Origin of the sequence: Herbaspirillum sp. CF444 (assembly GCF_000282135.1) — a bacterium.
GTDB lineage: Bacteria > Pseudomonadota > Gammaproteobacteria > Burkholderiales > Burkholderiaceae_D > Herbaspirillum.
On sequence record NZ_AKJW01000011.1, the window covers coordinates 86114 to 108259 of the forward strand.

The window sequence follows — 22146 nt, forward strand, 5'->3', positions numbered from 1 at the left end:
ATACTGAGGAGACTATTTTTTTACTGAGAAAAGATACTGAGAAGATTATCTTTTAGTCTTGTTGCATAAATCCTGTAGCTGCGAGTTATTCTTAATTTGCGTACTACAACAGGTACAACGGTAGTGCTGTTAGCTTGATGTCGAACCGGGCGTATCGCCCGAATTATCCATCAATGGAACATCTTTATTTTCAGAGTTGATGATGCACAACGCCACACACAGTGACCGGAAATTTCAGCGGGAAATCGATGGTGATGATGTTGCTATTCTAGCTTAGGAACTTGGCTTGACAATACCTTTCTGTCGGGGCGATCACGGCGTTTTTTATTCATGATGTTTCCACGTGGACAGGTATCGTCGCATTGACGTGACAGGCCGGGGGAGGGGCAGGGAACATGCACTCACCGGGATGAAAAAGCTCTCAAAAGAAAGGGCTGTCGGCACAAATGGATGCTTCAATCCGTGTTTGCCGCAACAGCGTCGGACGCAACATGGTTTCGTCCAGGCGCGGACGGCAATGGTGCACGCGCAATTGCAAGGGCTGCTCTTGCCGTGCACACACACTGAGCAGGTGATCGTTGCCCACCGACAGCAGAAAAAACTGCCACGTTGATGGTTGCGCCACCAACTGCGTTTGCAAGCTTACCCGTCCCTCTGTTTCCAGATTCATGCTGAACTGGTCCAGTGGAATTGACAACCCCATGCTGCGCGCCTTGATCCACGCTTCCTTCAAGGTCCAGTATTCAAAAAAACGCTGATGACGCTGCGCTAATGGCAGCGCATTCAGACCGGCCACCTCGTCAGGGGAAAAAAAACTGTTGGCCACATCCAGCGAAGCCGGACGGATGGCAATGTTTTCCGAGTCCACCCCCATTTCCTGGGCTGCACTGACTGCCATCACCACCAGTCCGGCGGTGTGCGAGAGATTGAAACAGAGATGCTGAGCAGCTTCCTGCACTACCAATGGGCGACCGTGGCTACTGGCGACAAATTCCCACGCCGACGGTGCCAGCGCGGCATAGCGCGAAAGCACGCTGCGCACCAGCGCACGGGTGATGACGAATTGCTTGCGGTCACGCTCGAAATGAAAACGCAGCTCGCGCTCGCGTTCTTCGGGACTGAGCAAGCATTGCCGGTACAGATGCAAATGGTCATCATTGATACTGTCGTTAAAACAGCACCACAGATCAATCTGATGCGGTAAAACAGGAATCTTCTCGGGGACATTCATTGGCGCACTCTACCATCAGAAAGACGGTTAAAGTTCTCGATTGTCGATTTGCTCGGAAGCCAGCGTGACACCGATGCACTGCGTGGCGTGAGGACCCCGCACGGGAAAACCGGGCTTCGAGTTTCTTTTATTCGGCATAGTATCATCGGTATTTTTACCGGCCATACCGTATGTCTCACTTTTTAGAAACTGTCCGGCAATCGTTCAGCGCATGCACGATCGGCCTGAATAGGCTGGCTGATGGATTCGGTGAATATGAATCGGTACCGGTTGCAGACCTGTCTCTTCAGATTGGAGGCCGTTTTCCGAGCCGTGACTGCTCGTACTATCATCAAGCCGTGTTGCGATTTCCACTTATGACCTTGCCAGGCGCCAGATTTCGCGATTCGAAACTAATCTCCGCTCAATGACACCGCTACTTTCAAGTTCGATTAACGCTGTATAGGTGACAAAGATCGACTCTGACGCGACTGGCCATTCGATCCACCATTCATGAATCCCTTCAATCGTATCCGCGCATTCTTGATGCGCTTGCAGGTGGCGCATGATGGCATTGGAGGCAAACTGAACAAGTGCTTCGCAGGTCATTTCTTTACAGTGTAGATACGAGATGGATGATTGCTTTCCCCTCCCTCTTGAGAGACGGAGTACTGTACTGACAGCGGTAAAGCGTCATCCGTTCCCTTGATATTGTGTTTGCGCGCCAGTTTGCCAAACGCGCTACGTTCTTGTCCGGCCAATCGGGCCGCCAGTGAAAGATTTCCCGCTGCTTTTTGTAAAACATTGCCGAGATAGCGTCGCTCGAACTCGGCAATGGCATGTGCCTTGGCATCCTTGAATAGCAGGTTTTCCGCCGCTTGTTGCGTGTCGCTTGAGGCCGCTCCAAGGCGAACTTCATTACCTTCTGTCATTAGAAATTCGCGATGAATGGCGTTTTCCAATTCGCGGATATTGCCTGGCCAGCGGTGACTGCCAATAAACGTAATAGCCTCTGCGTGCAAGGCTTTCTCCGGCATTTGGTATTGGCGGCTGAGCTTGGCCAGGAATGCGCGCGCCAATTCCACGCCGTCGCCTTCTCGCTCTCGCAAAGGCGGCATGCGTAACAGCAGCACATTGAGGCGATATAGCAAATCCTGGCGGAAGCGCCGTTCTTGCACCAGTTGTTCAAGGTTGCTATTTGTGGCGACGATGATGCGTACATCGGCATGTCGTTCGGTGCCGCTGCCTAGACGGCGGTAACTTTTGTCCTGCAGGAAGCGCAACATGGCTGATTGAGCGCGTGGACTCAGAGCATCGACTTCATCGAGAAACAGGGTGCCGCCGTCAGCTTCGCAGACTAGCCCGACTGAAGCCGCTTTGGCATCAGTGAATGCGCCGCGTTCATGGCCGAACAATTCGCTTTCGATCAGGGCTTCGGGCAGGGCACCACAATTAACGGGTATGAAAGGTTTATTTTTGCGAGTGCTTTGATAGTGGATCGCACGCGCCGCCAATTCTTTCCCCGTTCCCGTTTCGCCGCAGACCATGACGGTCGCGTCGACAGCAGCGATTTTCATTATCTCGGTACAGGTCTGCTGAAATCTGACGGATGAACCTATTAGTTTTTTTTTCAGTAACTCGCTCATCAATCACTTCCTTGTACACCGTGAGAGGTTCTAAAGATGAAGAAACGAAGTCATGCAGGAAAATCGCAGAAGCTGCCGCCGGGAAAAGCTGTTTTTTTGTTACGACGGGGAGCCGATTCTAATATGCGATATTTTGAGGTGTCAAAAGAATATCGATAGGAATTGAAAAATAAATCCAATGTTGTAAATCGTCATTTGCGTATGACGCATCCTTTGCGTGCTTGCAAACGATTACGTACTACCTGGTATTTTCAATTAAGTACAAAACAGCATTCAACGGCCGAAGCGACCTTGACAGCGATGCGGGCCTTGCCAGCCGGCTTCGCTGTAATTGTCGACGAAACAGATCTTGACCTCCGCCATGCCGAGGCTGGTGACGAAGAGCCAGGTCGTGGCGTCCTGCTTGTCTTTGGTGATGTACCAAAGCGCATCGCCGCGCGCCAGGCCCCAGCTGTCGACGCGATGCACCAGCAGATCGGCGACGCCGCGTTCGTGCACCAGAGCGACGCGGATGTGGGCTTCACCCATGGAGGCGGATTGATAAATACGGGCCATATGAAATAGTCCTGTCCTCAACGAAGAAAGTGAGAAAGCGCTTTGCAAGATGTCGGGTACGCAGTAATACTGTACATGCCCGGGTTCACAACACAAGCAGCCGTCCAGATCCTGCAAGGAAAATCGCATGAGAAAGAATTCCTCGTTTCAACCCGTGCTCGGCTTGCGTGATGATGCGCACCGCGTCGACATCATCACCCCCAACGGCGCGACCAGGCCCATCCTTGGTACGCGAGAGCCCGGCACAAGCGATCAGCGCGCAGGTACGATAAGGCAGGCTGGCGGCATACTGCATTCTCCACGCCAGTCCGAGCCGGACTCCTTCGAGTTGGGCCTTGAGCAACGCACGCAGACCGTGCTCACGCATCGTTTGCCGCGCGCCGTGCAGGATCGCCTGAACGGCGGCGCCGGCCCGCTGGCGACATCTCGGCAAGATCCGCCCGATGAAGCCGGCGTTGAACTGGAGACGCCAAAAAATTAGAACGTCGGTGAATGGGTTCCGGCGGTCGTATGCCGTTGTTGAACGGCGCGGATGCTTTCGCTCAAGGTTCCCGGATATTTTTCTTTGCCGTGATACGACTCGGCCATCTGGGTCGCGTTTCTTCCCTCCAGATTGTTTCCCTCCTGCAAATCCCCTGACACGGCGATCTGGGTCGAGAAGGCGCGCATCTCGCCGGCCAGCCGCTCTTGCGGAATCGTCGCGTCAACCTGGCCCTGGAGATGATCAACCGCGTGCCGCATCTCATGCGCCAGCGCATTGAGGCCCATACTGCGTTTGCTGGAAACCAGTCGGGTGTCGGGATTGAAATGCGGCGTTTCGCCTTCCGACTCTTCCACATGCACTAATAGGCTTTTATAGACGTTTTCTTTGCGGCCGGGAAGCTGATGAAAATCATGTAGCGGCGACAGTTGCTCCAACCGGGCCAGCTTGGCTTCCTTGCGTGCCGCCACCGTCTGATGTTCCGTCAGCAACGTGTCCAATGCCGGCGAGTGCGTACGCGCCGAAGTCAGGCGACTACTCAGATCGGGAGCCATGACCATGCCTGAATAGCGGTGCGGCGGCGTGGGCGTTCCCATTTCCGAGCCACCCATGGGGCTAAGTGAATTTCTGTTCATTGTTTCTCCTGAAGGAAGTTGATCAGTGATCTCTGCTAACGGCGCAAGCTAGTGCCGCTCGGGAGCCCGGATGGAGGAGACGGTCTTGGTGCTTGACCTGTCAGGGCGAGCCGCCGTCATGGTCGGCGCAATTGCCGGCGGTTTGCGACCCTGCAACGCGGGCACCAGTTCTGCCATGTCGGGAGCCATCGGCGCGGTGTGTCCGGTCGCCCTGAACTTGACCACCATTTCATTCCATTCGCCCTGGCGTTCTCTGCGCTGGATGGGAACGCTCTCATTGAACGATTGATAAAACACGGCCTTCACGCGTCTGGCGTCCTGGATTTTTTCGTCAAAACTGGCATGTAGTTTCGGTTCGGCAGGTTCCTCGAAATGTCCCTTGCGCACATGGGGCGGTTTGGCGGCGTCGGCATCTGCAAGAGGGTGCGTGTAGGATCCGATGTCTTCAAAATCGAAGAAGACCGGCCGCGTCACACTGGCGCGCATGCCCTTCGCATGTGCGGCCAAAGCGTCGACCTCATGCCGGCCGGGCGCCGCTGCCGCAACGCCATCGACGGCGGACGGGGCGGCGGCTTGCTTGCGATTCATTTCCTTGGCGACGGCATTGAAAGCAAAGAATGCCGCATAGTGTTCCTCGGGCAGCAAGGCGGTGACAGTACCGTGTTCGTCATTGAAAACCGACGGTGTTTTATCGCCGCGCTGGAGCAGGGTGGCGGGTGTTTCTATGGTCGGGTACACGCCCTCGGCGCGCGCCTGGTAAGCCGCTTTGTGTCCCCGGAAGGCAGCCGGATCAAGCAAGACATTGAGCGCATCGAAGCCGACATGGGCGCGGACCTTTTCCGGGTGGTCCGCATCGGCGCCCGGCAGATCGATTTCATCGACGGCGCCGGCCTTGTGCCAGCTGCGGAAAATGGCGCGATTTTCGCCATGCGCCCGGTCCAGCGTATCGCTCTCGTCGTGCCGGCGCATCGCGGCGTGCAGCTCCTGGCCGAAGGCCAGCACCGCGGTAGGCTCGCTGGCGCTCAATCTCTGATACAACCTCTGCATCATTTCAGTCTTTGCCGCGAGCATCTTCTCTGCATCCGGCTCATCGATGCCCTGAAGTCCTCTGCGAAAATCTTCGAAGTTTGGCGCTGCCATCGTGGTTTCTCCGTTTGCCTGCAATACGCTTTGGAAAAGGTTTATATCAGTGCTTGCCACCGGTGGCGGTAGCGCTTCTGAGGGCGTCGTGCGCCGCTTCCGGTTGCGCTGGTATCCATGGAATGGCGGCATGCTCCGAGTCGTCCGAGTTGTCCGAGTGACTCAGGTTACTTCCGCAATCAATGCACTTGTCTGTTGCGCCGGGAGGGGCGTGACGGACTTTACTTGCCGTGCATCTGGCGCACATAGTCCTTGGTCGACTTGTTCATCTGGGATTTTTTGATGGTGGTCACCGTCCCGCTTCTTACGCTGTGATGCGAGGCGGTACCCATGCTGTTGCCATGCATGTGCAGGTCGGTATAGCTGCCTGTGCGATGAAACACGCGCACGTTATGCGTCGTGTTGGATTTGCTGGACAAATCCTTGAATGAAGTATTCGTGCCAGACCCGGCACGCGTTCCACCATCGGTGACCGCATCGGCAAATACATCGTTGATATTAGGCATGGAAACTCCTTGGAAAATGGTGATGAAGAAAAGACCTAGCCGCGCTTGAGGATGCTTTTCCCGGGCGCCGCATGCGACGGTGCAAATCCGGGCGCCGCATCAGGCTCGATGACTTGGGGAGGATGAGCCGAGAAGTTCACCGAAGGACGCCGGGCAGGCGCCGCCGTTGTAGAGGAAGCAACTTCGTGCGGCGCCGTTCCCACGTCCGGCAGGAAGGGGGGCGGGGTGCTGCCTGGCTTCGTATTGCGGCGGTCATGGTGAACGACGCCACCCAGCAGTTGCGCGGCATGCAGTTCTCTCATATAGCCATGCTCAAGGCCAACATGCTCGGGGTTGCGATCCGCACTGAGATCCCCCGGAAAGTGCGTCGCAAGCGCGGTCCGCGCAGCCAGTGTCTCGGCAGACTGCTGCATTATCTGGGTATCCTGTAGTGGATATTGCTGTCCCGTGTCTCCCGGGACCGGTGTGCGGGCGCGCCATGCTGCTGCCTGCCTGTCGGCATGGCCCGCCACATCCCAGGAGGCGAGATAAGTGCGCGCAGCCTGATGCTCCATGTTCATGGTGGCCTCATCGCCCTTCGGGATGACTGCTTCGGTATAGTTGGTGTTGTGCACAGTCTTCGGCGCGGCGGGACTGTCAATGAGACGGCCCATGGCGGAGTCTTCGCGCATCACGGCATGCGAGCCGGTGCCCCATGAATCCAGAACGACATCGTGCGGATGCACCGTCGAGGGCTGTGCCCCAGGGGCCGGCCTGAGCTCGGCAAAAGTGTGACGATCTTCAACCACGACCGCCGCCACGTCGTCCGCTGTCATGCCGCGTACCGCGTTGAATGCGCCCACCGCTGCATGGAAGTCGCAATTTCCGGCCCGCGTGGTTTCGGCGACCGCTGCCTTCGAAGCATAGGTCACCGGGTTGACGAAATCGAGCTGGCGATATGCTTCCTGGGTCCTTGGCACGGCCTCAGGAAAGGACGGATTGTCCCCATCCACGTTGCCGCGTCCCATCGGCATTGCTGCGCGGGCGGTGGACATGACCTGCGTACCCAGAGCCAGGCGGCGATGCAAATCTGCGTTCATCATCATATCCTGTGCACCGCTGGGCTCCATCACGGCGCGCGTGACCAGAGCGGCGCTGTATTGATGCAGATCGGGGTCCGGTGCGGCTGCCGGAAGACTGAACTCCATGGCCCTGGGATGCAATTCCTGCGTTCCTCTCCTCCAGTTCGCAGGCGCTGCGCGCCGATCGTCTTGCGTCCCATCTTCAAGTTCTCGTTTGCGTGACATGATGCTCAACCTCCGGTAGGTGGGTGCTTCATTGGTGATCAGCGGCCAGGGTCAGGGGACTGCCGATGGCGAGGCATAGAGCGCACAGGGCGGCGCGTTGTGCGCTGTCGTCGGCGGCCTGCCGGCCCAGGTAAAAAAACTGCAGTTCGTCATCCGGCGCCAGCGCACGCAAGGCCATCGCCTGGAAACCCAGGCGCGTCAGGGTATGAATGGAGCGCAGGTTGTCGCGATAGGCGGAGGTAAAGATTTCGTTCACGCCGCGTGCGCGCATCATGTCGATCAATAGCGCCGCGGCTTGTCGACCCAGGCCGCAGCCCTGGAAATCGCTGCCGATCCAGAAATACAAATATCCCGTCGCGCCTTCGCAATGCATGCTGGTCATGCCGACGAAGCCCAGGTCGCGGTGCATGACGGCAAAGCCGGCGCGCGCAGGAGGTCTTTGCTCACGCTCCATCCACTGGCGAACTTGAACGATGGATTCAAGTGGTGGCAAACAGCTCATGATGCCGATCTGAGGGTCGCGATATTGATACAGCATTGCGGCTGCGTGTTCCCGGCCCAGCGGTTCGAGTGTCAGCGTGCCGGACCGCGCCCGTTGCGGCAGATACCAGGCGTGTTCGCGCCAGGCGGCCAGGCGTGCGGTCAGTTCTGCGCGCAGGGCTAGGCTTTGCGCATGCAGCGGTTCGCACGCCAGCGCGCGACCTAGCAACACGTCAGCCTCGGCGACACCGCCGCTGAGCGACTCGCACAAGGCGAGCAAATAGAGTTCGGCCGTTTGCTCGCCGTACCATGCCAGGGACAAGCGCAGGCATTGCCTGGCCAGACCCGGCTCGCCCAGGTACAGCGCCAGCAGCGCCATCTGATAGCAGAAACCGTCCTGGCTCGCAGACGGGAAATAATTGTTCCAGGTGCGCCGGAGTGCATCGCCCCAGTCGCGTCGTACGCCTTCATTGCAGGCCGGGGGCTTGTCCAGCAGAGACCCAATGCACTGCTTGAGCAGTTGCGGGTCATACCGCGACAAGCGCAACAAGGACAGGCAGGCGGCGGGGTCGTGCGCCATCCGGGCCAGTTGCGCGACATCGTCGGCCGCAGCCTGCGCCAGCAGGGTGGCGAGTGCGCCAAAGACCTGCGGCGGGACTGCCTGTGCGTCGTCGCGCCAGGCGGCGTACAGGACCAAGCCATCGTCATCCAATTGCCGTTGCCATGTCGCCACGCCGTGCTGTTGCTGATGCACACGCAAGGCGTCGAAGTTGACCGGCGGCGCGGCGGCGCCGGGTGACCAGGTGGCCGGTGGATACAATGCACCCAGCCTGATCTGACGCACCTCGCTTACACCCCGGTCGGCGGCCAGCAGCAGCGACCGTCCATTGCCGAGGCGATCACAGGCATCCAGCCGCGCGCAGGCCAGCAGAGGTAGTTGCACGACGCTGCCGTTGCAGTGACGGCGATAATGCGCAAGCATGGCGGCAGGCGGTGGAGGCGTCTCGTCGTCGCAGGTTTGCCACTCGTAATCCAGGTGCGCCGTATCGATGGTTTCTCCGGCCAGTACCCCGGCCATGGGTTGGCCCTGGTGAATGCAGAACAGCTCGGAAGCAAGCGTCTGGAAATGCGCAAACGCGACGATCACAACGGGATGTTCGCTGCGCACCAGCGTCACGCCCCTGTTGCGTAAACTGAGTGCATCGTGACGATCGTTCCAGCAGGCAAAGTCAACCAGGCCTTGCGCGCTCCACTGCCGGAAGTACGGATGTGCAGCGCATTGTTCTGCGGCGGCGGCGTTGTCGTGACACGCCAGGTAGCACCAGGGAATCTGCAGGCCTTGCTGCATCAGTCGCGCTTTGAGCGCATTGAGCAAAAGCCAGGCGGCGGCACCGTCACGCGGCTGCAGATCGAGCAGATAAAAGGGATGCTCCCGATCCTTGCCCTCGACCTGGTAGTGCCGCCAATAGTCGACGATGGCCTCGGCCCAGGCGTGCGCCAGATCCGGACTGGGCACGACTTGGTTGCCGGCGTCCCCGGAGAACAGCGGCAGGCTGCTCAGGCGGCGTCGGCGGGCAGGCGCGGAAGCGGGTTGCGCAGCCATCTTACTGACCCCGGGACGCCGCCCCGGTTTCCAGGCCCAGCATCTCAAAGATATTCAGTTGCCCATTAAGCCTTAGAAACAATTCCTGATACAACTCCACCGTATTCAAGCGGCCCCATTCGGTTGCCCTGCGCACCAGATAGGGCACCGGGCTGTGCGGGTCCAGACGCATCAGGAATTCGGCGGCTTCGGCCAGTCGCGCGTAAGCATCGGCGCGGTCGTGGATGGCGCCATCGTTGAGGCCCGCCGACGCCGTCTCGTCCGTGGGCGGCTGCACCGACGCCGCCAGCGTTGGGTCGGGGAGCTGCGGCGCGTCTTCCCGCAGACGCACTCCGCGCCGGTGCAATTCACCTTCCACCAGTGCATTCATTTGCTGCAGCAATTGCACCATGCCGCCCATACCCGGCGCATGTTCGCCAAACAAGGGGTCAAGTGCGACGCTGAGTTCGGCAATGGCCTGCAGGCCGGCTTGCAACTGGGTGTGCAAGGCGAGGAAACCCTCGGTGGGGGCGGCCGTTGTCGCGCTTTGCAACTCCGTGAGGCTGACGCCTTCGACCTCGCTATTGACCTTGCCGTTGGCGACCTTGATCTGCTCGTTCAATTGCGCCTGTTCCCAGTCGGCCCAGCTGTAGCTGTGTCCCTGTCCGATGCCGATCAACGGTGCCAGTCGCAGCGCCGGCAAATTCTTTTCGGCGATCGAGTTGATGATGTTGGCGCGGTGTTCGACGTCGCCATCCTGCACCTGCGGATGCAGCTGTTCCCAATGCTGCAGGCACAGCGCGCGCGTCAACACCAGCGTCGCCGCCACGCCGGCAATGCCGTGCCGGCGGATCTGTGCTTCCAGCAGCCAGGCCAGCAATTGCATGTCCTTGCTCTCGTGCTGCAGGGCGTGCACGATCAGGCGGCTGGCCTCGGCCCAGTCGGCGCGTTTGAGGTCGCGTTGCCAGGTCCCCAGCGGCAGGCTCAGGTCATCTTGCCGGCGCGCCTCCTGCAACGCCGCATGGCAAGTGCTGTAGCGCGCCGGACTGCCGCAAGGCGCGGCGTCGTTGATGGGAGCGAGCAGTGCTTCGAAACCCGTGCCCAGGGTGTCCTGGAAATGCCGTTCGGCGGCGTCCTGCAAGGAACTCGTCATGGTTACTCCTGTCGTCATGGCGCTTTCGGCGGGAACGCCGTCGGCAGTTTGAGGGCGGTTTTGGCGCCGGGATTGGTCAGCTTGATGCTAAGGAACAGGTGTGCCGTGTCGGTGAGCGCCTTGCCCGGCGTGGTGACGTTGAGCACATCAACGTCGAACTCCAGCAGCAATCGCGTCGGATCGCGCGGGTCGGTGCGGCCGGCCGATTTGGGCAGGTGGCGTTCCAGCATGCGCAGCAAGGCCCAGTTGCCGCTGGCGGCGAACGAGGCGGTGCTGCCTTCGACCTGCAGATCCGACTTGCCAACCGATACGGCGGGACGCCACACCGACAAGCCCGCCCAGGACAGGTCAAGCACCAGCGGCTGGCCATATTGCCAATCCATGCTGTTGCCGCCGTTGGGGAAGGAGATCTCCTTGGCTCCGGACAGCAAGGCCATGCGGCTGAGCTGGTCGGCGCCGGTCGAGGAGGCCGACAGTGCACGGAAATTCACGTTCAGGTTCAGCAGGGCGTCGGCCTCGCCGTCCGGTGCGGTGGGGTCGGCCGGCGTGATATTGCCGCGAATGAATTTGCTGACGTCGTCGAGCTGAGCCAGGAAGCGGCGCACGTCGGTCCAATACGGATCATCCAGGCCACTGACCATTTTCGTCAGCGCTGTGCGCTTGCTTTCATAGTCGATGAAGAAGGCCTTCACCGTGGCCAGGTTGGCGTCTTCGGCGTCCAGCGGGCCGAAGGGATAACGTCCCCGCAACTCGCGGTTGAAGCGCGTAGCCACGGCCTGGTAGGCGCTTTGGGCCTGGGCATAGCGTTCTCCCTTGCAGCGCATCTGCACGCTCTTTTCCAACTGCTGGCGATGGCTGGAGAACAGATCGTTGCCCAGTGCCGGCGATTGGTAGGCCGCCAACTGCTTGGCGCAGGTGCCGTTTTGCAGATCCGGAAATTCCTTGAGGAACAGATTGTCGAGCAAGCTCGGCTGGGCGGTCGGGTCCTTGCCTTGTGCGTACTTTTTGAGTTCGTTGGCGGTGTTGTTCCAATATGGCGCGTTGGCGGTGTTTTCGCTGCTGCCGGTCGACGCAGGATCGGCTTGATTGAGGTAGTCGAGTACCGGCGCGGCATAATCCGACAAGACCTGCACCCGGCTGACCTGACGCGCCAGCATGTCCTTGATCACCGGCGTGCTGCCCAAGTCAAAGAAATTGGCGTCGGGATTGCTCGATGCCGGCAGGAAGGCCGGTTGATACAACTGGCTCTGATCCGCCAGGAGGGCGATGTTGGCCAATTGCGCGTCGGCGTACTGGCGCACGCATTGTCCCAGTCGGGTAGCGCTGCCGTTCATGCCCAGCGTGCGGAATTGCTTTTGCACGGCCAGCAGCGTCGGCGCGATCTTGCCGAAATTGCTGCTGTCCTTGCTCTGGCGCGTTTCGCTGCTGACCGTGCCGGCCGGATCGATATAGTCGTCTACTGCGTTTTGCGCCAATTGCAGGCTGTTGTTCATCGCCAGTTCGAGCTGGTAGCGCGCCAGCTGGCGATACAGCGCATCAGGACGCCCGTTCTTGAGCTGCGGTTGCGCCAGGAACTTGGTGTATCCCTGCGCATACTGGTTGGCCTGGTTGAGCAGGTTCGGACTCCAGTTCGCCACCTTGCCGCGACACGCGAAGCCTTGCAGCGGATCGACGTGCATGTAGTCGAGATTGGTCAGGGCATTGAGCCCCAGCAGCTCGTCCTGCAGCGCCGGATTGAAGGTGATTTTCTGGTCCACGGTGATGAACAGCGCGCCATAGCCGGGCAGGGTCATGCGGCTCAGCGACTGCATCGCCTTGGGGTACTGGCTGGCGGCATCGAATTTGGCAGCAACGCGCGCCGGCAGGTTGGCTGGATAGCCGGCCTCGTCGACCAGTGCCTGTAAGCTGGGCGCCAGTTGGTCCTGTGCCGCCTGCAAGGGATTATTGGAGACGCTCGATCCCAGCCAGCTGGTGCGCACCCAGGTGAGCCACGCGGTGAACTGTTGCACATGCAGGAGCAAAGGCTGCTGTCTTTGCTCCAGTTGCCGCAATAGCTCTGCGCCCGACAGCAGGTTGTTGTTCATCAGCCGTTGCACGCGGTCGGCCATGTCGACGATATGCGTACTGACGTCTTGAGAAAGTTGCGGCGGTGTGTTGAGCGGAGCGCTGAAGTCGCGGTTGTTGAGTTTCTCCAGCACTGCGGGCAGCAGGCCGGGCTGGCTGCGCAGGCTGACCGGCAGCGGCGTACCATAGGCGTACTCGATCAGACTGATGAATTCGGGCAGCTGCACGCGATCCTTGGCATAAGGCGAGCGCCCCAGCAACCGCTGGAAGCGGCTGTTGTTCTGTTCGTAGGACTGCGCCTGACGCACAAAATCCTGCAACTGCGCCAGCGCCTGCTTGTAGTCCACCCCGGTATCTGTAGCGCTGTTGGCGCGATTGCCCAGCGCTAGTGCGCGTTGTCCCATATTGCAGGCAAGGCCGGGCAGGATCACGTTCTTGAAGGCCTTGTCGGAGACCCGTTGCGCGCTCTCGTCGCGCAGACGCGTATCGAACAGTGACAGCGGTAGCAGCCAGCTGTACGCAGCGGTGTCGATATGCGCGACCTGTCCGATAAGTTGATACACCGGTTCTTGCGGGATGCAATTGCCGGCGCCGGCCGCAGGAGTTTGCAACTGCTGCATCAATTTCAGCGATGACACCACGTTCTTGATCTGTGCGTCGAGCTGCCAGGTGCGTATGCCGCCCGCCACAATCAATGCGGTAAACAGAAAAATGCCAAGCCATTGCAGCCGGCGGATCAGCAAGTTGCGCGACCACACGCCGGCGCGTGTGGGACGTGCCAAGTGCGTCTCGGGCAAGATCTTGGTGAGCATCAGGTCGCGTACGAAAGAAACATCTTCGCGCACCTCGGCTACGATACTGGCCTCGCTGCCGGTGGCGGCGACGACGCCGGTGAAATAGACACCGCGCAGGAAGAACGTGGTTTGCCAGGCTGATGCTTGGAACACAATGGACAACCATTGCTGGAACGGTGCCTGTAATTGCGCGAAATGACGTGGATACAGGAACAGCAAGTCGGCATCATCAGGCGCGATGCGTTCACAATGCGCTGCCGCCTCCACCTGCAAGGCGCGCAACTGGCGTCCGACGTCGTCGAAGATCGCCTCGCTCCAGTGGGAGGGCGGACTGTCCGTGGTTTGCGTCGCTGCCGACCAGCCCACCATTTCACTACGGCGCCCGCCATCCTGCGAACGCCAGAACGCCGCATAACCATCGATGCTGTCGCAGGCGCTGACCACGACATACACAGGCAGCGCGAATTCGAAGCGCTCCTCTATCGTGCGCAATTGTTGGCGGGCGTTTTGCGCGGCGGCCTGGCAAGCAGCGGCGTCGCCACGCGACAGGGTTGCCGCCGACACCACCAGCACGATGCCGTCGAGCGCGCGTTCGGGGCGCAGGGCGTCGAGCTGGTCGAGCAGCTTTTTCCAGCGCCGGGACACATTCTCATCTTGATCGGGCACGCCCAGCGCGACATTGGCGGCGACATAGGGCAATGCGCCCTCGGGGTCAAGCACCAGGCCGTCGGCAATGGCGTGCCAGGTGGCGCCGCTCACGTTCAATTTTTGCTGCAGCCGGCTCAGCGGTTGCCAGTGTTCCGGGCCGATCGAGGCCAACAGGCTGCTCTTGCCGGCGCGTTGCCCACCCAGCATCAGGAACCATGGCGTGGCGTAGCGCCATTCGCGTTTGGTGCGTAAGTAGTCGATGCTCAGCGACAAGCGCGCAAACCAGCCGGGCCGGGGAGTTGGCGGCTCCGGATCGCAGCCGCACAAGGCAGGCGCCTTGGGGGCCGTCAGCAAGGGCTTGAGTTTGCCCCAGATCGCCTTGGCGCCCCACAGCAGCAGGACTGCCGCGACCAGCGCCGCGACGCCCAGCAGCACGTACTCCAGCGTGCCGGCGTCGATCGACAGTCCGGTGCGCGCTTTCAGTTGTGCCAGCAATTGCGGCGAGACGTTCACGAATAGGCTCCTGTTACAGATCAACGGCGGGCGCTCAGGCGCCCATATAACGTTCAAAGGGATACATCAACACCAGCCATACCACCGCCGACACCAGCACATAGCCGAGCAGGCCGTACAAGCCCAGGTTGCGCCACGGGGACACCGGCGCCAGCCGCTCGTCGCGCATACCTTGCAGCGGATAGTCGTAGGCTTCGGCGAACGCATGCACAGCGGCATCGCCGGTGGCGGAGGCGGTGACGAACTGATACAGGCGCTGACGCATCGCGGCCAGTTCGGTCTGCCCCTGGCGTGCGCGCAGGCTGCCTTTGAAACCAAGCTCCATGGCCAGCAGGAATACCGCCGCCAGGTCGATATGCAGGCGCGAGCGGATGTTGTCGTGCAACAGTTGCTGCGCCATCGCAAAGAAGCGCGAGCCGGCATTGCTGGAGTCGAACATGCTCTGTTCCAGCAACACTGCCAGCCAGGCGTCACGGGCCGGCCATGGCAACTCGAAAATCAGGATTTCATCGGCCAGTGCCGCCATCACGTACAGTGCTTTGCGTTGCAGTTGTCCGGCTTCGGAGGCGCTGTCGGCAAGGCACAGGCGTTCTTGCCGGCGCAGCAATTCAAGCAGGCGTGCCGACACGCGTCGCGCCAGTTCGTCGGCCGACGAACTGGCTGCTCCTTCAAGTCCCAGGTAGGCCGGCAGGCGAGCTTCGTTCTGGGCGCGTTTGATGCTTGCGACTTCCTCGTAGAAATCGGCAAACTGCGCTACCAGCCTAAATTCTGGCTCGGCTTGCCGATCCACACGCGGCTCTATGGCGTGCTGTGCACGCAGCTCGGGTTCACGCATGATGATCCCGCCCCAAGGGAGTGGCTGCGCCGGCTTTTTGCTTGCGGCGGTATAGCGTGATGGCGGCCGGGAGATTGCCATTCTTGCGCCCCTGGATATGCAGGGGCTGGTTGTCGCGGAATGCCGTTTTCGCGCCGTCGTCGTCCAGCATCAGTCGCTGGTTCTTGAGTACGAACAGGAAGGCCTGGGGGCGTAGTTTTTCGCGTTCGACTTCATGGGGCTCCAACGCCCGCGCCGTGGCACCTGTCACGCGCGCGCGGCGCAAAGGTTCGACCAGGGTGGCGTCCGCGATCAAGGCATCGTTGAGCCAGGCCAGCAACTGAGCGCTGGTCTGGGCGCCGCGCGGTTCCAGTTCGATCAACAGTTCATCGGACATGCCGGGCGGCAGATGCCGTTCGAAACAGGCATCCTGCGAATCAGCGTCGTGCTGGTCTGTCAGCACAAAAGCTAGTGTTTCGTAACGCGTATCCACCGAATCCAGGCGCGCCTGGATAAAGTCCATCACCAGGCGGAATTGCGGCAGACAATCATCATGCTGGTAGGGTTTCATCAGCAAAGGCAGTGGATTGCTGCCGATGCTGCTGACCTGGCCGGCGATCTGAGCCAGCGCCTGGTATAACTGCACCGGATGCGTGCGCTCGTGCAACAGTACCGACAGGGCAGGCAGGGCAGTGCTGATGGCGCGCGCGGCGGCCAGGTGCTGGCGCTTTTCGGTGCCCAGGTTTTCTTCCGCTTCCTGGTTCTTGCCGTTTTCGCTCAACTGCCCGAGTTTGTCCCACAGGCGATCGTGCAATTGCTGCAATTGCCGCCACAGGCTGTCGGCGCCGAGGAAGTCGGCACTGCCGATGTGCAGCAGCGGGGGATGATAAGCCGTCGCCTGCAGTTGCTGGTTTTCGCCGCGCACGATTTCCAACAGCGGCACCGCACTGTCGGCCGCAGGCGAACTGTTGCCGAGGTAAAGCTGGAAATTGACTTGCAGACGCGCCAGCGCCAGGCCGTTGTCGCCGGTGTTTTCATCGACGCTGGGCGCATCCAGGATGGAATTGTAGCGGCGCTCCTGGCTGTCCTGGCAAGCCGCGTGGGAACCGCGCTCGTTGACCCAGCACCACAGTTTCAGCGGCGGCGCGCCGCTCTTGCAGGCGCTGCCGACTTCAATCTCGGCATTGCCCGCAGGGTGGCGTGGGGATTGTCCCGGAAAGCCGACCAAGAGGCCGTCGGGAAGGAGGCATTCGAGTTCGCTGATGCTCACGATGTCGTTAACGATGTCAAAGCGTAGGTGCAGCAGCCCCCAATAGTGCGGATTCAGCGCTTGCAGGCGATGACGCAACTGGGCATGCCAGTAGCGATCATTTTGCTGAAAATGCTGAGGCGACATCATCATGCCTTCCGACCATTGGACGGCGTCTGGGAGAGCGGGATTCTGTGTCATGGTGGTTTGCTTTCCTGTGCCTGCGTCAGGGGAACTTGTACGTAATGCCGCTGGGAGTGAGCCAGATCGTCACGCTTTTGTAAGGCGTGATATTGCTCACCGCTTGCCCCGCGGCGCTCAGATAGTTGGCGAAGACGTAGACGCCGATTGCCTTGCTGTGCCGACCCGGCAAACGTACGTCGGCGATGGTCGCCGGGGGCACCTGCAAGCTTGCGACGTCGATGCTGTCGGCGGCTCCGGCGAGCAGGGCGGCTTTTTTGTCGAACCACTCCGGCCCCGTTTTAGGCAACAGCCCCGTAGCGGCGGCGTCATAGACAAACACGACGTCGAGCTGAGTTGCGCTGCTCTGGTTGGCATTGATCTCGGCAACGACCTTGATCTGTGACACCGAGGCTGTCTTTGGACCGCTGAAAAAGCTGCAGGCGGCCAGCAGCAGCGAGACCAATACAATGCCGGTACGGTGCCAAGGCTGCGAGGAGAGGATCGCGTTGAGCATGTTCATGACAGGATCAACACACGAAATTGCGCCGGTACCAGCGAGATGCCCACGGTGTTGAACGGCATGCCGTTCATGCCCACCAGGGAAGTCATGTGCGTGGCGAAGGCGGTTCCGACCGTCACCACCTCGCTGCCGAGGATATAAGTGTCTTTTCCCATGAAGATGCCGGAGACAATGCCACCTTCCACGCCGGGCTCGTCGCCCATGCTGAGTGTGCCTTCAGTCATCAGGTTTTCCGCCAGGCCGGAGCCGAACATGACATTGAATACCGAGGGAATGTGCATGCTCGACATGGTGATATTCGGATACGGTATCGGCACCGGCACAATGATGGGCGTCTTGCAGACGTCAGGCACGGTCATCATCGACATGGCGGCCAGGCTATTGGTGGCAAACATAAATACTCCGTCGCGTGGTTATAGGGTCGTCTCAACCCATGCTGATGCGTTCGGCATCGACCTTGACGTCCTGCTCGGCGGTCACCAGGGCTTGCTGACCGTGCAGACGCAGCAATTGCCGGACTTCCAGCAAATAGTGACCGGCCTTGCCGATGAAATTGCCGACGTTTTGCACCAGGCTGTCCTGCACGGTCGCGAACAGATTGCGGCTATTCAGGCTCAATACCCCGGTGGCGGCACTGACCTCGACATCGTGCAGGGCGCGTACGGCTATGCTGTGGTTGGCGTTGAGGGCAATCTCGGACTGCTCGATGCACAGGGCTTGCGCACCGGGCGCGCTCAGTTGTACCTGTTGCAGTTCCGGACGTTCCAGTACGTGCAGGATGTATGGCGTATCGTTCTGGCCGTTCTGGCCGGACGCCGCCAGCACGTGGTCGCCCACCTCGGGACGGACCAGGCAGCTCAGCGCCTGGCGCGCTACGCGGCCGTCATTGAGCAGGTAGCTGTGGCGCTCCAGCGCGACGACGATTTTTGCCTCAACCAGATGCAGCGGCAAAGGCTGCGGAAGTTTGCTGGCGGCAGGGGCTGATCGCATCATTTATTCTCCAGGGCTAGGGTGCGGGTTTCCAGTTGCAGGCGGGCTGCATCGGTTCTGGCCAGACGATGCATGCTGGCGCCGTCAAAACGCGCGTGACAGATATCGGCATTGTGAAACTGGGCGTGATCCAGATTGGCATGCGAGAAATCGACGTCCTCGCCCTGAATCTGCTCCAGGCGGGCATAACTGAGATCGGCGCCGAGGAAAGACACTTGCGCATGTTTGCTCTTGTTCCAGATGCTGGTTTTCAATTGCGCTTGGTCGAGCTGGCAATCGTGCAGGGTGGCCGCCTGGAAGATCGCGCCTTCGAGATTGGCGCCGGTCAGGTTGACGTGCTCCAGGCTGGCTCCCAGCATGAGCGCGCGAGCGGCGTTGGCCTGGCTCAGATTGGCCCTCAGAAATTTTGCCTGATGAAAATTCGCCCCCTGCAGGTCGGCCGCGCCAAAATCGACGTCGCTCAGTTCCGCGCCTTGCAGCGAGCAGCGCTGCAGATGCAGGCCGTTCAGGCGTTGCCCCTGCAGATTGGCGTTGGCAAACACCACGCCGTCGGCACGCATTTCCTGCAATTGCACCTTGCGCCAGTCGGCCGGACTGACCACGCATTGCGCCAGCGTCGCGCCACCCAGGTTGGCGTCGTCAAAGCGGTCGTTAAGGAAACTGCTGCGTTCCAGTGTCGCGGCACCAAGCTGCGCCTGCTGCAAGCTGCTATTGACTACGGAGCTCACTTGCAACTGCGCGTGCTCCCAGTTGCTGGTGCTGAGATCGCAATCGACCCAGCAGATATGGCGCATCTGGCGAGCGCACAGGCGGGTTGCCTTCATTGAGCATTTGACGAAGATGGCATGATCCAGTACTGCATTGCTGAAGTCGACGCCATCCAGGTCGCAATTGATGAATTTGGCCCGCGCCAGATCCGCGTCAACAAACGAGGCGCCGGTCAGATTGGCATGGCTGAAAGTGGCGCCCCCCAAAGAACGCTTGCGTGCATCGAGGCCGGCAAGTTCGTGTTGATGGATGGGCTGGTCCAGTTGGATCGCCAGCGCGATGTCGTCCCAGATACTCATGCCGCACTCCTTATCGGCTCAATCGCCTCGGTGAGTTCGCATTGCGCAAACACAGTCGAGGCCAGCTGCGCACCGGAGAAATCAGTTTTGCGGCACAGGCATTGGAAGAATTCGGCAGCGCTGGCGCTGACCATGCGCAAATCAGCCTTCAGGAAGCCGCAGTAAGAAAACTGTCCGGCATCGAATTGTCCCCAGCGCAGGTCGGCTTTGCTAAAATCGCAGCGCAAAAATTGCGCCTGACGGGCATCGACATGCGTGAACTCGGCGCCATGAAAACCGCATTTCTTCAGGACCGCGCCCACCATGCCGGCACCGTTCCAGTTGCTGCCGGCGCCACCCTGAACCTCGTCCAGCAATGCGCCGTCCCAACGGCTGCGCTGCACATTTGCATTGTTGAATACCACTTTGAGCAATTGCGCCTGGCTGAAATCGGCATCTTGCAAATTGGCGCGCAGGAACACCGTTTTTTTCATCTGCGTCTGACGCCAGCTGGTGCCGTCGGCTTCTACATCAAACAGCATTGCTTTGCCCAGGTCAGCCTGGTCGAATTGTGCCCCCGGGCATTGCAGCCGGATCGCCAGCAGCCGGCGCAGCCTCGCGCCTCGCAAACCGGCGCGCGGCCATTGGGCGTCGAGTGCCTGGACACCCTCGAGATCGGCGCCATCGAAGCGGATATTGCGGCCGTGGCTGGCACAAAGATTGGCTTGTTGCAGGTTGCAGTTGCTGAAATCGGCGTCATCCAGTTTGGCCCCCACCAGCACGGCGCCTTGCATATTGGCGCCGACAAAACTGGCGCCACTCAGATCGGCGCCGTCGAGCATGACTTCACGCAGATCGGCTCCTGCAAAGTCGACCCCCGCCAGGCTGGCGCCGGCCAGGTCGCGGCCGGCCAGCGCTACACCTGTGCGCAGCCAGGCCTGGATTTGTGCGCCCAGCTCCAGCGCCACGGATTGAGGATAGGGCAGTGCCGGCAATACCACCTTGGGCGCTGCCCGGCGCGACTGTCGGCGGTGAGCGGGAATTTTCATGATGTTGGCGCGAGCGGCTTGATCGGCTTTGATCGCGGCTGGTGTGGCACCGTCCGGCGGTAGCTGTAGTTGCGTCAACATGGCCGCCAACTGCGGATCGCAGCCGGTTTGCCCGGCCGGCAACAGATCGTAGGCGGGCACGGCGGCGCGCGCCAGGGCTGTGGCCAGCATCTTTGCTACATCGGCGACCACAGGCGTGATCTGCGGAATTCTGGCCAGTGCTTCCTTGCCGGCCTGTTCGACCTGGGCGGCCAGTGCGCGGGCTTTGGCAACGATGTCCGATACATCGAAGTCGCCCTCGGCGGCAGTGCGCGCGGTCATCACGCCCAGCACCGGCAGGGTTGCGCGCGCCGTGCGATGTCCGGCTGGTGCGCTGACGCCGCGGGATGCCCAGTACTGAGCGTCGAGCAAATCGATGCGCTGCTGGCTGCGCGCCAGCACGGCGTCTTCGGCGGCCTTCTGTTCCTGCTCCCGGCGTTGCCGTTCGGCTTCGTCGGGCAAGGGCGCCAGTTGTGATTCGTTGAACACGTGCAGCCTGCCGCTCTCGCGATCCAGGCGCAACGCCATCACGTCGCGGTAATGTTGCTCGCTCTTGGGCGCGGTGTTGCCTTCATAGGCCACCATCAGAGCACTGATATCGAGCGCGTCGCTGTCGTTGATTTCGGTCTGGCCATGATAGATCGCGATGCCCAGATCGTAGTCCGGCAAGAACCAGACGGTGTCCATGCGCAAGCTGACTTCCCTGATATCTTCGATCGTCTTGCCGTTCTCCAGCAGGAAGGCGCGCGCGCGCAAGTCCGGCAGCTTGCCCATCAGTTCCCCATGACGTGCATGCAGATTGCGCAGCAGATACGCTTCACCACCCCGGAAGTCGCGTTCGGACCACTGATCCGGCGGCGCCATGTTGAAGACGCTCCAATCCATGTCGCGCGCAAAGCCGGGTGCATCGTTCTTGCGCCAGGCCGCGCCATAGCTTCCGAATTTTTTGCGACGTGTGCGATTGCCTATGGGGATGGGACCGAAACCAGCGGCTACGCTGGCGCGCCAGTCCGCTGCGATGGTGTGCGGATAGCTAATGTTGGGCATGAGACCGGTGCAGGCTGACAACCAGGCTCCAGCCGGGCGTTCGCCGCAGCCTTCGGGATTGACGTCGTTGCGCGCGCCGCCGTAGGCGCGGCGGTAACTCAGCGCCATGCTGGTGAAGGGTTTCGGTTTGCTCACGCGGCGCGCGCCGAGGACGCCGGCGCGCCACTCGCGTTCGCCGCTGATGCACAGGCATTTGCTGACCAGCGCCCGGCCGTCGGCGTCGTCCACGCGCAACTGCGCCAGCAAGCTGGTGCAGGCTTGCTGTTGCGGTGCATAGGCCGAACCCAGCAGCAGTACTTCAGCCTGTTGCCTGGGCATCACTTCGTCCAGTGGCATGCCGGGCGGCAAGCTGGCCATTACGTGCGGCCACTGCAGGTTTTCCGTAAGGAAGCGCGGATTGTCCGCGCCCAGCCGGAAGAAGCCCAGCGCGGCGATGGACAGGTAGTACTTGCCCAGATAAGTGTAGGGCTTGTGCAGCAGGCCCAGCGATTGTGGTTTGATGATCCTCATGGCGGC

18 protein-coding genes are annotated in these 22146 nt (G+C 60.5%); 1 reads left to right on the forward strand and 17 read right to left on the reverse strand.

Annotation, left to right across the window (positions count from 1 at the left end; genetic code table 11):
• Window positions 1–421: 421 nt before the first annotated feature.
• The 3 genes from PMI16_RS02050 to PMI16_RS02065 all read right to left on the reverse strand — a co-directional run bounded on the left by PMI16_RS02050 (window position 422) and on the right by PMI16_RS02065 (window position 3411).
• Window positions 422–1231 (reverse strand): 4'-phosphopantetheinyl transferase family protein, encoded by an 810-nt coding sequence (locus tag PMI16_RS02050; protein ID WP_007875880.1) that lies wholly within the window; start codon window positions 1229–1231, stop codon window positions 422–424.
• A gap of 584 nt (window positions 1232–1815) precedes the next feature.
• Window positions 1816–2856: a sigma 54-interacting transcriptional regulator gene (locus PMI16_RS02060; protein WP_007875882.1), complete on the reverse strand. Its 1041-nt coding sequence runs from the start codon at window positions 2854–2856 to the stop codon at window positions 1816–1818.
• Window positions 2857–3129: 273 nt separating this feature from the next.
• Window positions 3130–3411, reverse strand: a complete 282-nt coding sequence (locus PMI16_RS02065) for a DUF6150 family protein (protein ID WP_007875883.1) — start codon at window positions 3409–3411, stop codon at window positions 3130–3132.
• Between the two features lie 127 nt (window positions 3412–3538).
• Between PMI16_RS02065 and PMI16_RS02070 the strand changes: the two genes are divergently transcribed.
• Window positions 3539–3892 carry a hypothetical protein gene (locus tag PMI16_RS02070; RefSeq protein ID WP_007875884.1) on the forward strand — a complete coding sequence of 118 codons (354 nt, stop codon included), beginning with the start codon at window positions 3539–3541 and terminating at the stop codon, window positions 3890–3892.
• Here PMI16_RS02070 and PMI16_RS02075 read toward each other — a convergent pair.
• The 14 genes from PMI16_RS02075 to PMI16_RS02140 all read right to left on the reverse strand — a co-directional run bounded on the left by PMI16_RS02075 (window position 3889) and on the right by PMI16_RS02140 (window position 22140).
• Complete coding sequence (locus tag PMI16_RS02075; protein ID WP_007875885.1) at window positions 3889–4527, reverse strand: hypothetical protein; 639 nt, start codon at window positions 4525–4527, stop codon at window positions 3889–3891. The two genes, PMI16_RS02070 and PMI16_RS02075, sit on opposite strands and share 4 nt — an antisense overlap.
• Window positions 4528–4575: 48 nt before the next feature.
• The gene (locus PMI16_RS02080) at window positions 4576–5667 is read right to left on the reverse strand and encodes a hypothetical protein (protein WP_007875886.1); all 1092 of its coding nucleotides are present in this window, start codon (window positions 5665–5667) and stop codon (window positions 4576–4578) included.
• A gap of 221 nt (window positions 5668–5888) precedes the next feature.
• Complete coding sequence (locus PMI16_RS02085; RefSeq protein WP_007875888.1) at window positions 5889–6173, reverse strand: hypothetical protein; 285 nt, start codon at window positions 6171–6173, stop codon at window positions 5889–5891.
• A 35-nt stretch (window positions 6174–6208) separates the two neighbouring features.
• Window positions 6209–7459 (reverse strand): hypothetical protein, encoded by a 1251-nt coding sequence (locus PMI16_RS02090; protein ID WP_007875890.1) that lies wholly within the window; start codon window positions 7457–7459, stop codon window positions 6209–6211.
• Window positions 7460–7487: 28 nt separating this feature from the next.
• Window positions 7488–9542, reverse strand: a complete 2055-nt coding sequence (locus tag PMI16_RS02095; protein WP_007875895.1) for a GNAT family N-acetyltransferase — start codon at window positions 9540–9542, stop codon at window positions 7488–7490.
• 1 nt (window position 9543) lies between these two features.
• Window positions 9544–10674: a type VI secretion system protein TssA gene (gene tssA / locus PMI16_RS02100; RefSeq protein ID WP_007875897.1), complete on the reverse strand. Its 1131-nt coding sequence runs from the start codon at window positions 10672–10674 to the stop codon at window positions 9544–9546.
• Window positions 10675–10688: 14 nt separating this feature from the next.
• Window positions 10689–14693: a type VI secretion protein IcmF/TssM N-terminal domain-containing protein gene (locus tag PMI16_RS02105; RefSeq protein ID WP_007875898.1), complete on the reverse strand. Its 4005-nt coding sequence runs from the start codon at window positions 14691–14693 to the stop codon at window positions 10689–10691.
• A gap of 34 nt (window positions 14694–14727) precedes the next feature.
• Window positions 14728–15528, reverse strand: a complete 801-nt coding sequence (locus PMI16_RS02110) for a DotU family type IV/VI secretion system protein (protein ID WP_007875899.1) — start codon at window positions 15526–15528, stop codon at window positions 14728–14730.
• Window positions 15521–16957 carry a type VI secretion system baseplate subunit TssK gene (tssK, locus tag PMI16_RS02115; protein ID WP_007875900.1) on the reverse strand — a complete coding sequence of 479 codons (1437 nt, stop codon included), beginning with the start codon at window positions 16955–16957 and terminating at the stop codon, window positions 15521–15523. The genes PMI16_RS02110 and tssK overlap by 8 nt, the downstream gene beginning before the upstream one ends.
• 25 nt (window positions 16958–16982) lie before the next feature.
• The gene (locus PMI16_RS02120; RefSeq protein WP_007875901.1) at window positions 16983–17459 is read right to left on the reverse strand and encodes a hypothetical protein; all 477 of its coding nucleotides are present in this window, start codon (window positions 17457–17459) and stop codon (window positions 16983–16985) included.
• Window positions 17456–17854, reverse strand: coding sequence for a DUF4150 domain-containing protein (locus PMI16_RS02125; RefSeq protein ID WP_007875907.1), 399 nt, complete (start codon window positions 17852–17854; stop codon window positions 17456–17458). Before PMI16_RS02125 ends, PMI16_RS02120 begins: the two co-directional genes overlap by 4 nt.
• Window positions 17855–17885: 31 nt before the next feature.
• The gene (locus PMI16_RS02130) at window positions 17886–18452 is read right to left on the reverse strand and encodes a DUF3540 domain-containing protein (RefSeq protein WP_007875909.1); all 567 of its coding nucleotides are present in this window, start codon (window positions 18450–18452) and stop codon (window positions 17886–17888) included.
• Window positions 18449–19516, reverse strand: a complete 1068-nt coding sequence (locus tag PMI16_RS02135) for a pentapeptide repeat-containing protein (RefSeq protein ID WP_007875912.1) — start codon at window positions 19514–19516, stop codon at window positions 18449–18451. The genes PMI16_RS02130 and PMI16_RS02135 overlap by 4 nt, the downstream gene beginning before the upstream one ends.
• A complete protein-coding gene (locus PMI16_RS02140) occupies window positions 19513–22140 on the reverse strand; it encodes a DUF2169 family type VI secretion system accessory protein (RefSeq protein ID WP_007875914.1) in 2628 nt (875 codons plus the stop codon). The genes PMI16_RS02135 and PMI16_RS02140 overlap by 4 nt, the downstream gene beginning before the upstream one ends.
• Window positions 22141–22146 lie beyond the last annotated feature (6 nt).

Bases quoted from the DNA above. Each gene is read 5' to 3' on its own strand.
- PMI16_RS02125 (WP_007875907.1), bottom strand. From the start codon at position 17,854: ATGTTTGCCACCAATAGCCTGGCCGCCATGTCGATGATGACCGTGCCT.
- PMI16_RS02065 (WP_007875883.1), bottom strand. From the start codon at position 3,411: ATGGCCCGTATTTATCAATCCGCCTCCATGGGTGAAGCCCACATCCGC.
- PMI16_RS02070 (WP_007875884.1), top strand. From the start codon at position 3,539: ATGAGAAAGAATTCCTCGTTTCAACCCGTGCTCGGCTTGCGTGATGAT.
- PMI16_RS02060 (WP_007875882.1), bottom strand. From the start codon at position 2,856: ATGAGCGAGTTACTGAAAAAAAAACTAATAGGTTCATCCGTCAGATTT.
- PMI16_RS02085 (WP_007875888.1), bottom strand. From the start codon at position 6,173: ATGCCTAATATCAACGATGTATTTGCCGATGCGGTCACCGATGGTGGA.
- PMI16_RS02140 (WP_007875914.1), bottom strand. From the start codon at position 22,140: ATGAGGATCATCAAACCACAATCGCTGGGCCTGCTGCACAAGCCCTAC.
- PMI16_RS02075 (WP_007875885.1), bottom strand. From the start codon at position 4,527: ATGAACAGAAATTCACTTAGCCCCATGGGTGGCTCGGAAATGGGAACG.
- PMI16_RS02135 (WP_007875912.1), bottom strand. From the start codon at position 19,516: ATGAGTATCTGGGACGACATCGCGCTGGCGATCCAACTGGACCAGCCC.
- PMI16_RS02050 (WP_007875880.1), bottom strand. From the start codon at position 1,231: ATGAATGTCCCCGAGAAGATTCCTGTTTTACCGCATCAGATTGATCTG.
- PMI16_RS02110 (WP_007875899.1), bottom strand. From the start codon at position 15,528: ATGCGTGAACCCGAGCTGCGTGCACAGCACGCCATAGAGCCGCGTGTG.
- PMI16_RS02090 (WP_007875890.1), bottom strand. From the start codon at position 7,459: ATGTCACGCAAACGAGAACTTGAAGATGGGACGCAAGACGATCGGCGC.
- tssA (WP_007875897.1), bottom strand. From the start codon at position 10,674: ATGACGAGTTCCTTGCAGGACGCCGCCGAACGGCATTTCCAGGACACC.
- tssK (WP_007875900.1), bottom strand. From the start codon at position 16,957: ATGACACAGAATCCCGCTCTCCCAGACGCCGTCCAATGGTCGGAAGGC.
- PMI16_RS02130 (WP_007875909.1), bottom strand. From the start codon at position 18,452: ATGATGCGATCAGCCCCTGCCGCCAGCAAACTTCCGCAGCCTTTGCCG.
- PMI16_RS02080 (WP_007875886.1), bottom strand. From the start codon at position 5,667: ATGGCAGCGCCAAACTTCGAAGATTTTCGCAGAGGACTTCAGGGCATC.
- PMI16_RS02120 (WP_007875901.1), bottom strand. From the start codon at position 17,459: ATGAACATGCTCAACGCGATCCTCTCCTCGCAGCCTTGGCACCGTACC.
- PMI16_RS02095 (WP_007875895.1), bottom strand. From the start codon at position 9,542: ATGGCTGCGCAACCCGCTTCCGCGCCTGCCCGCCGACGCCGCCTGAGC.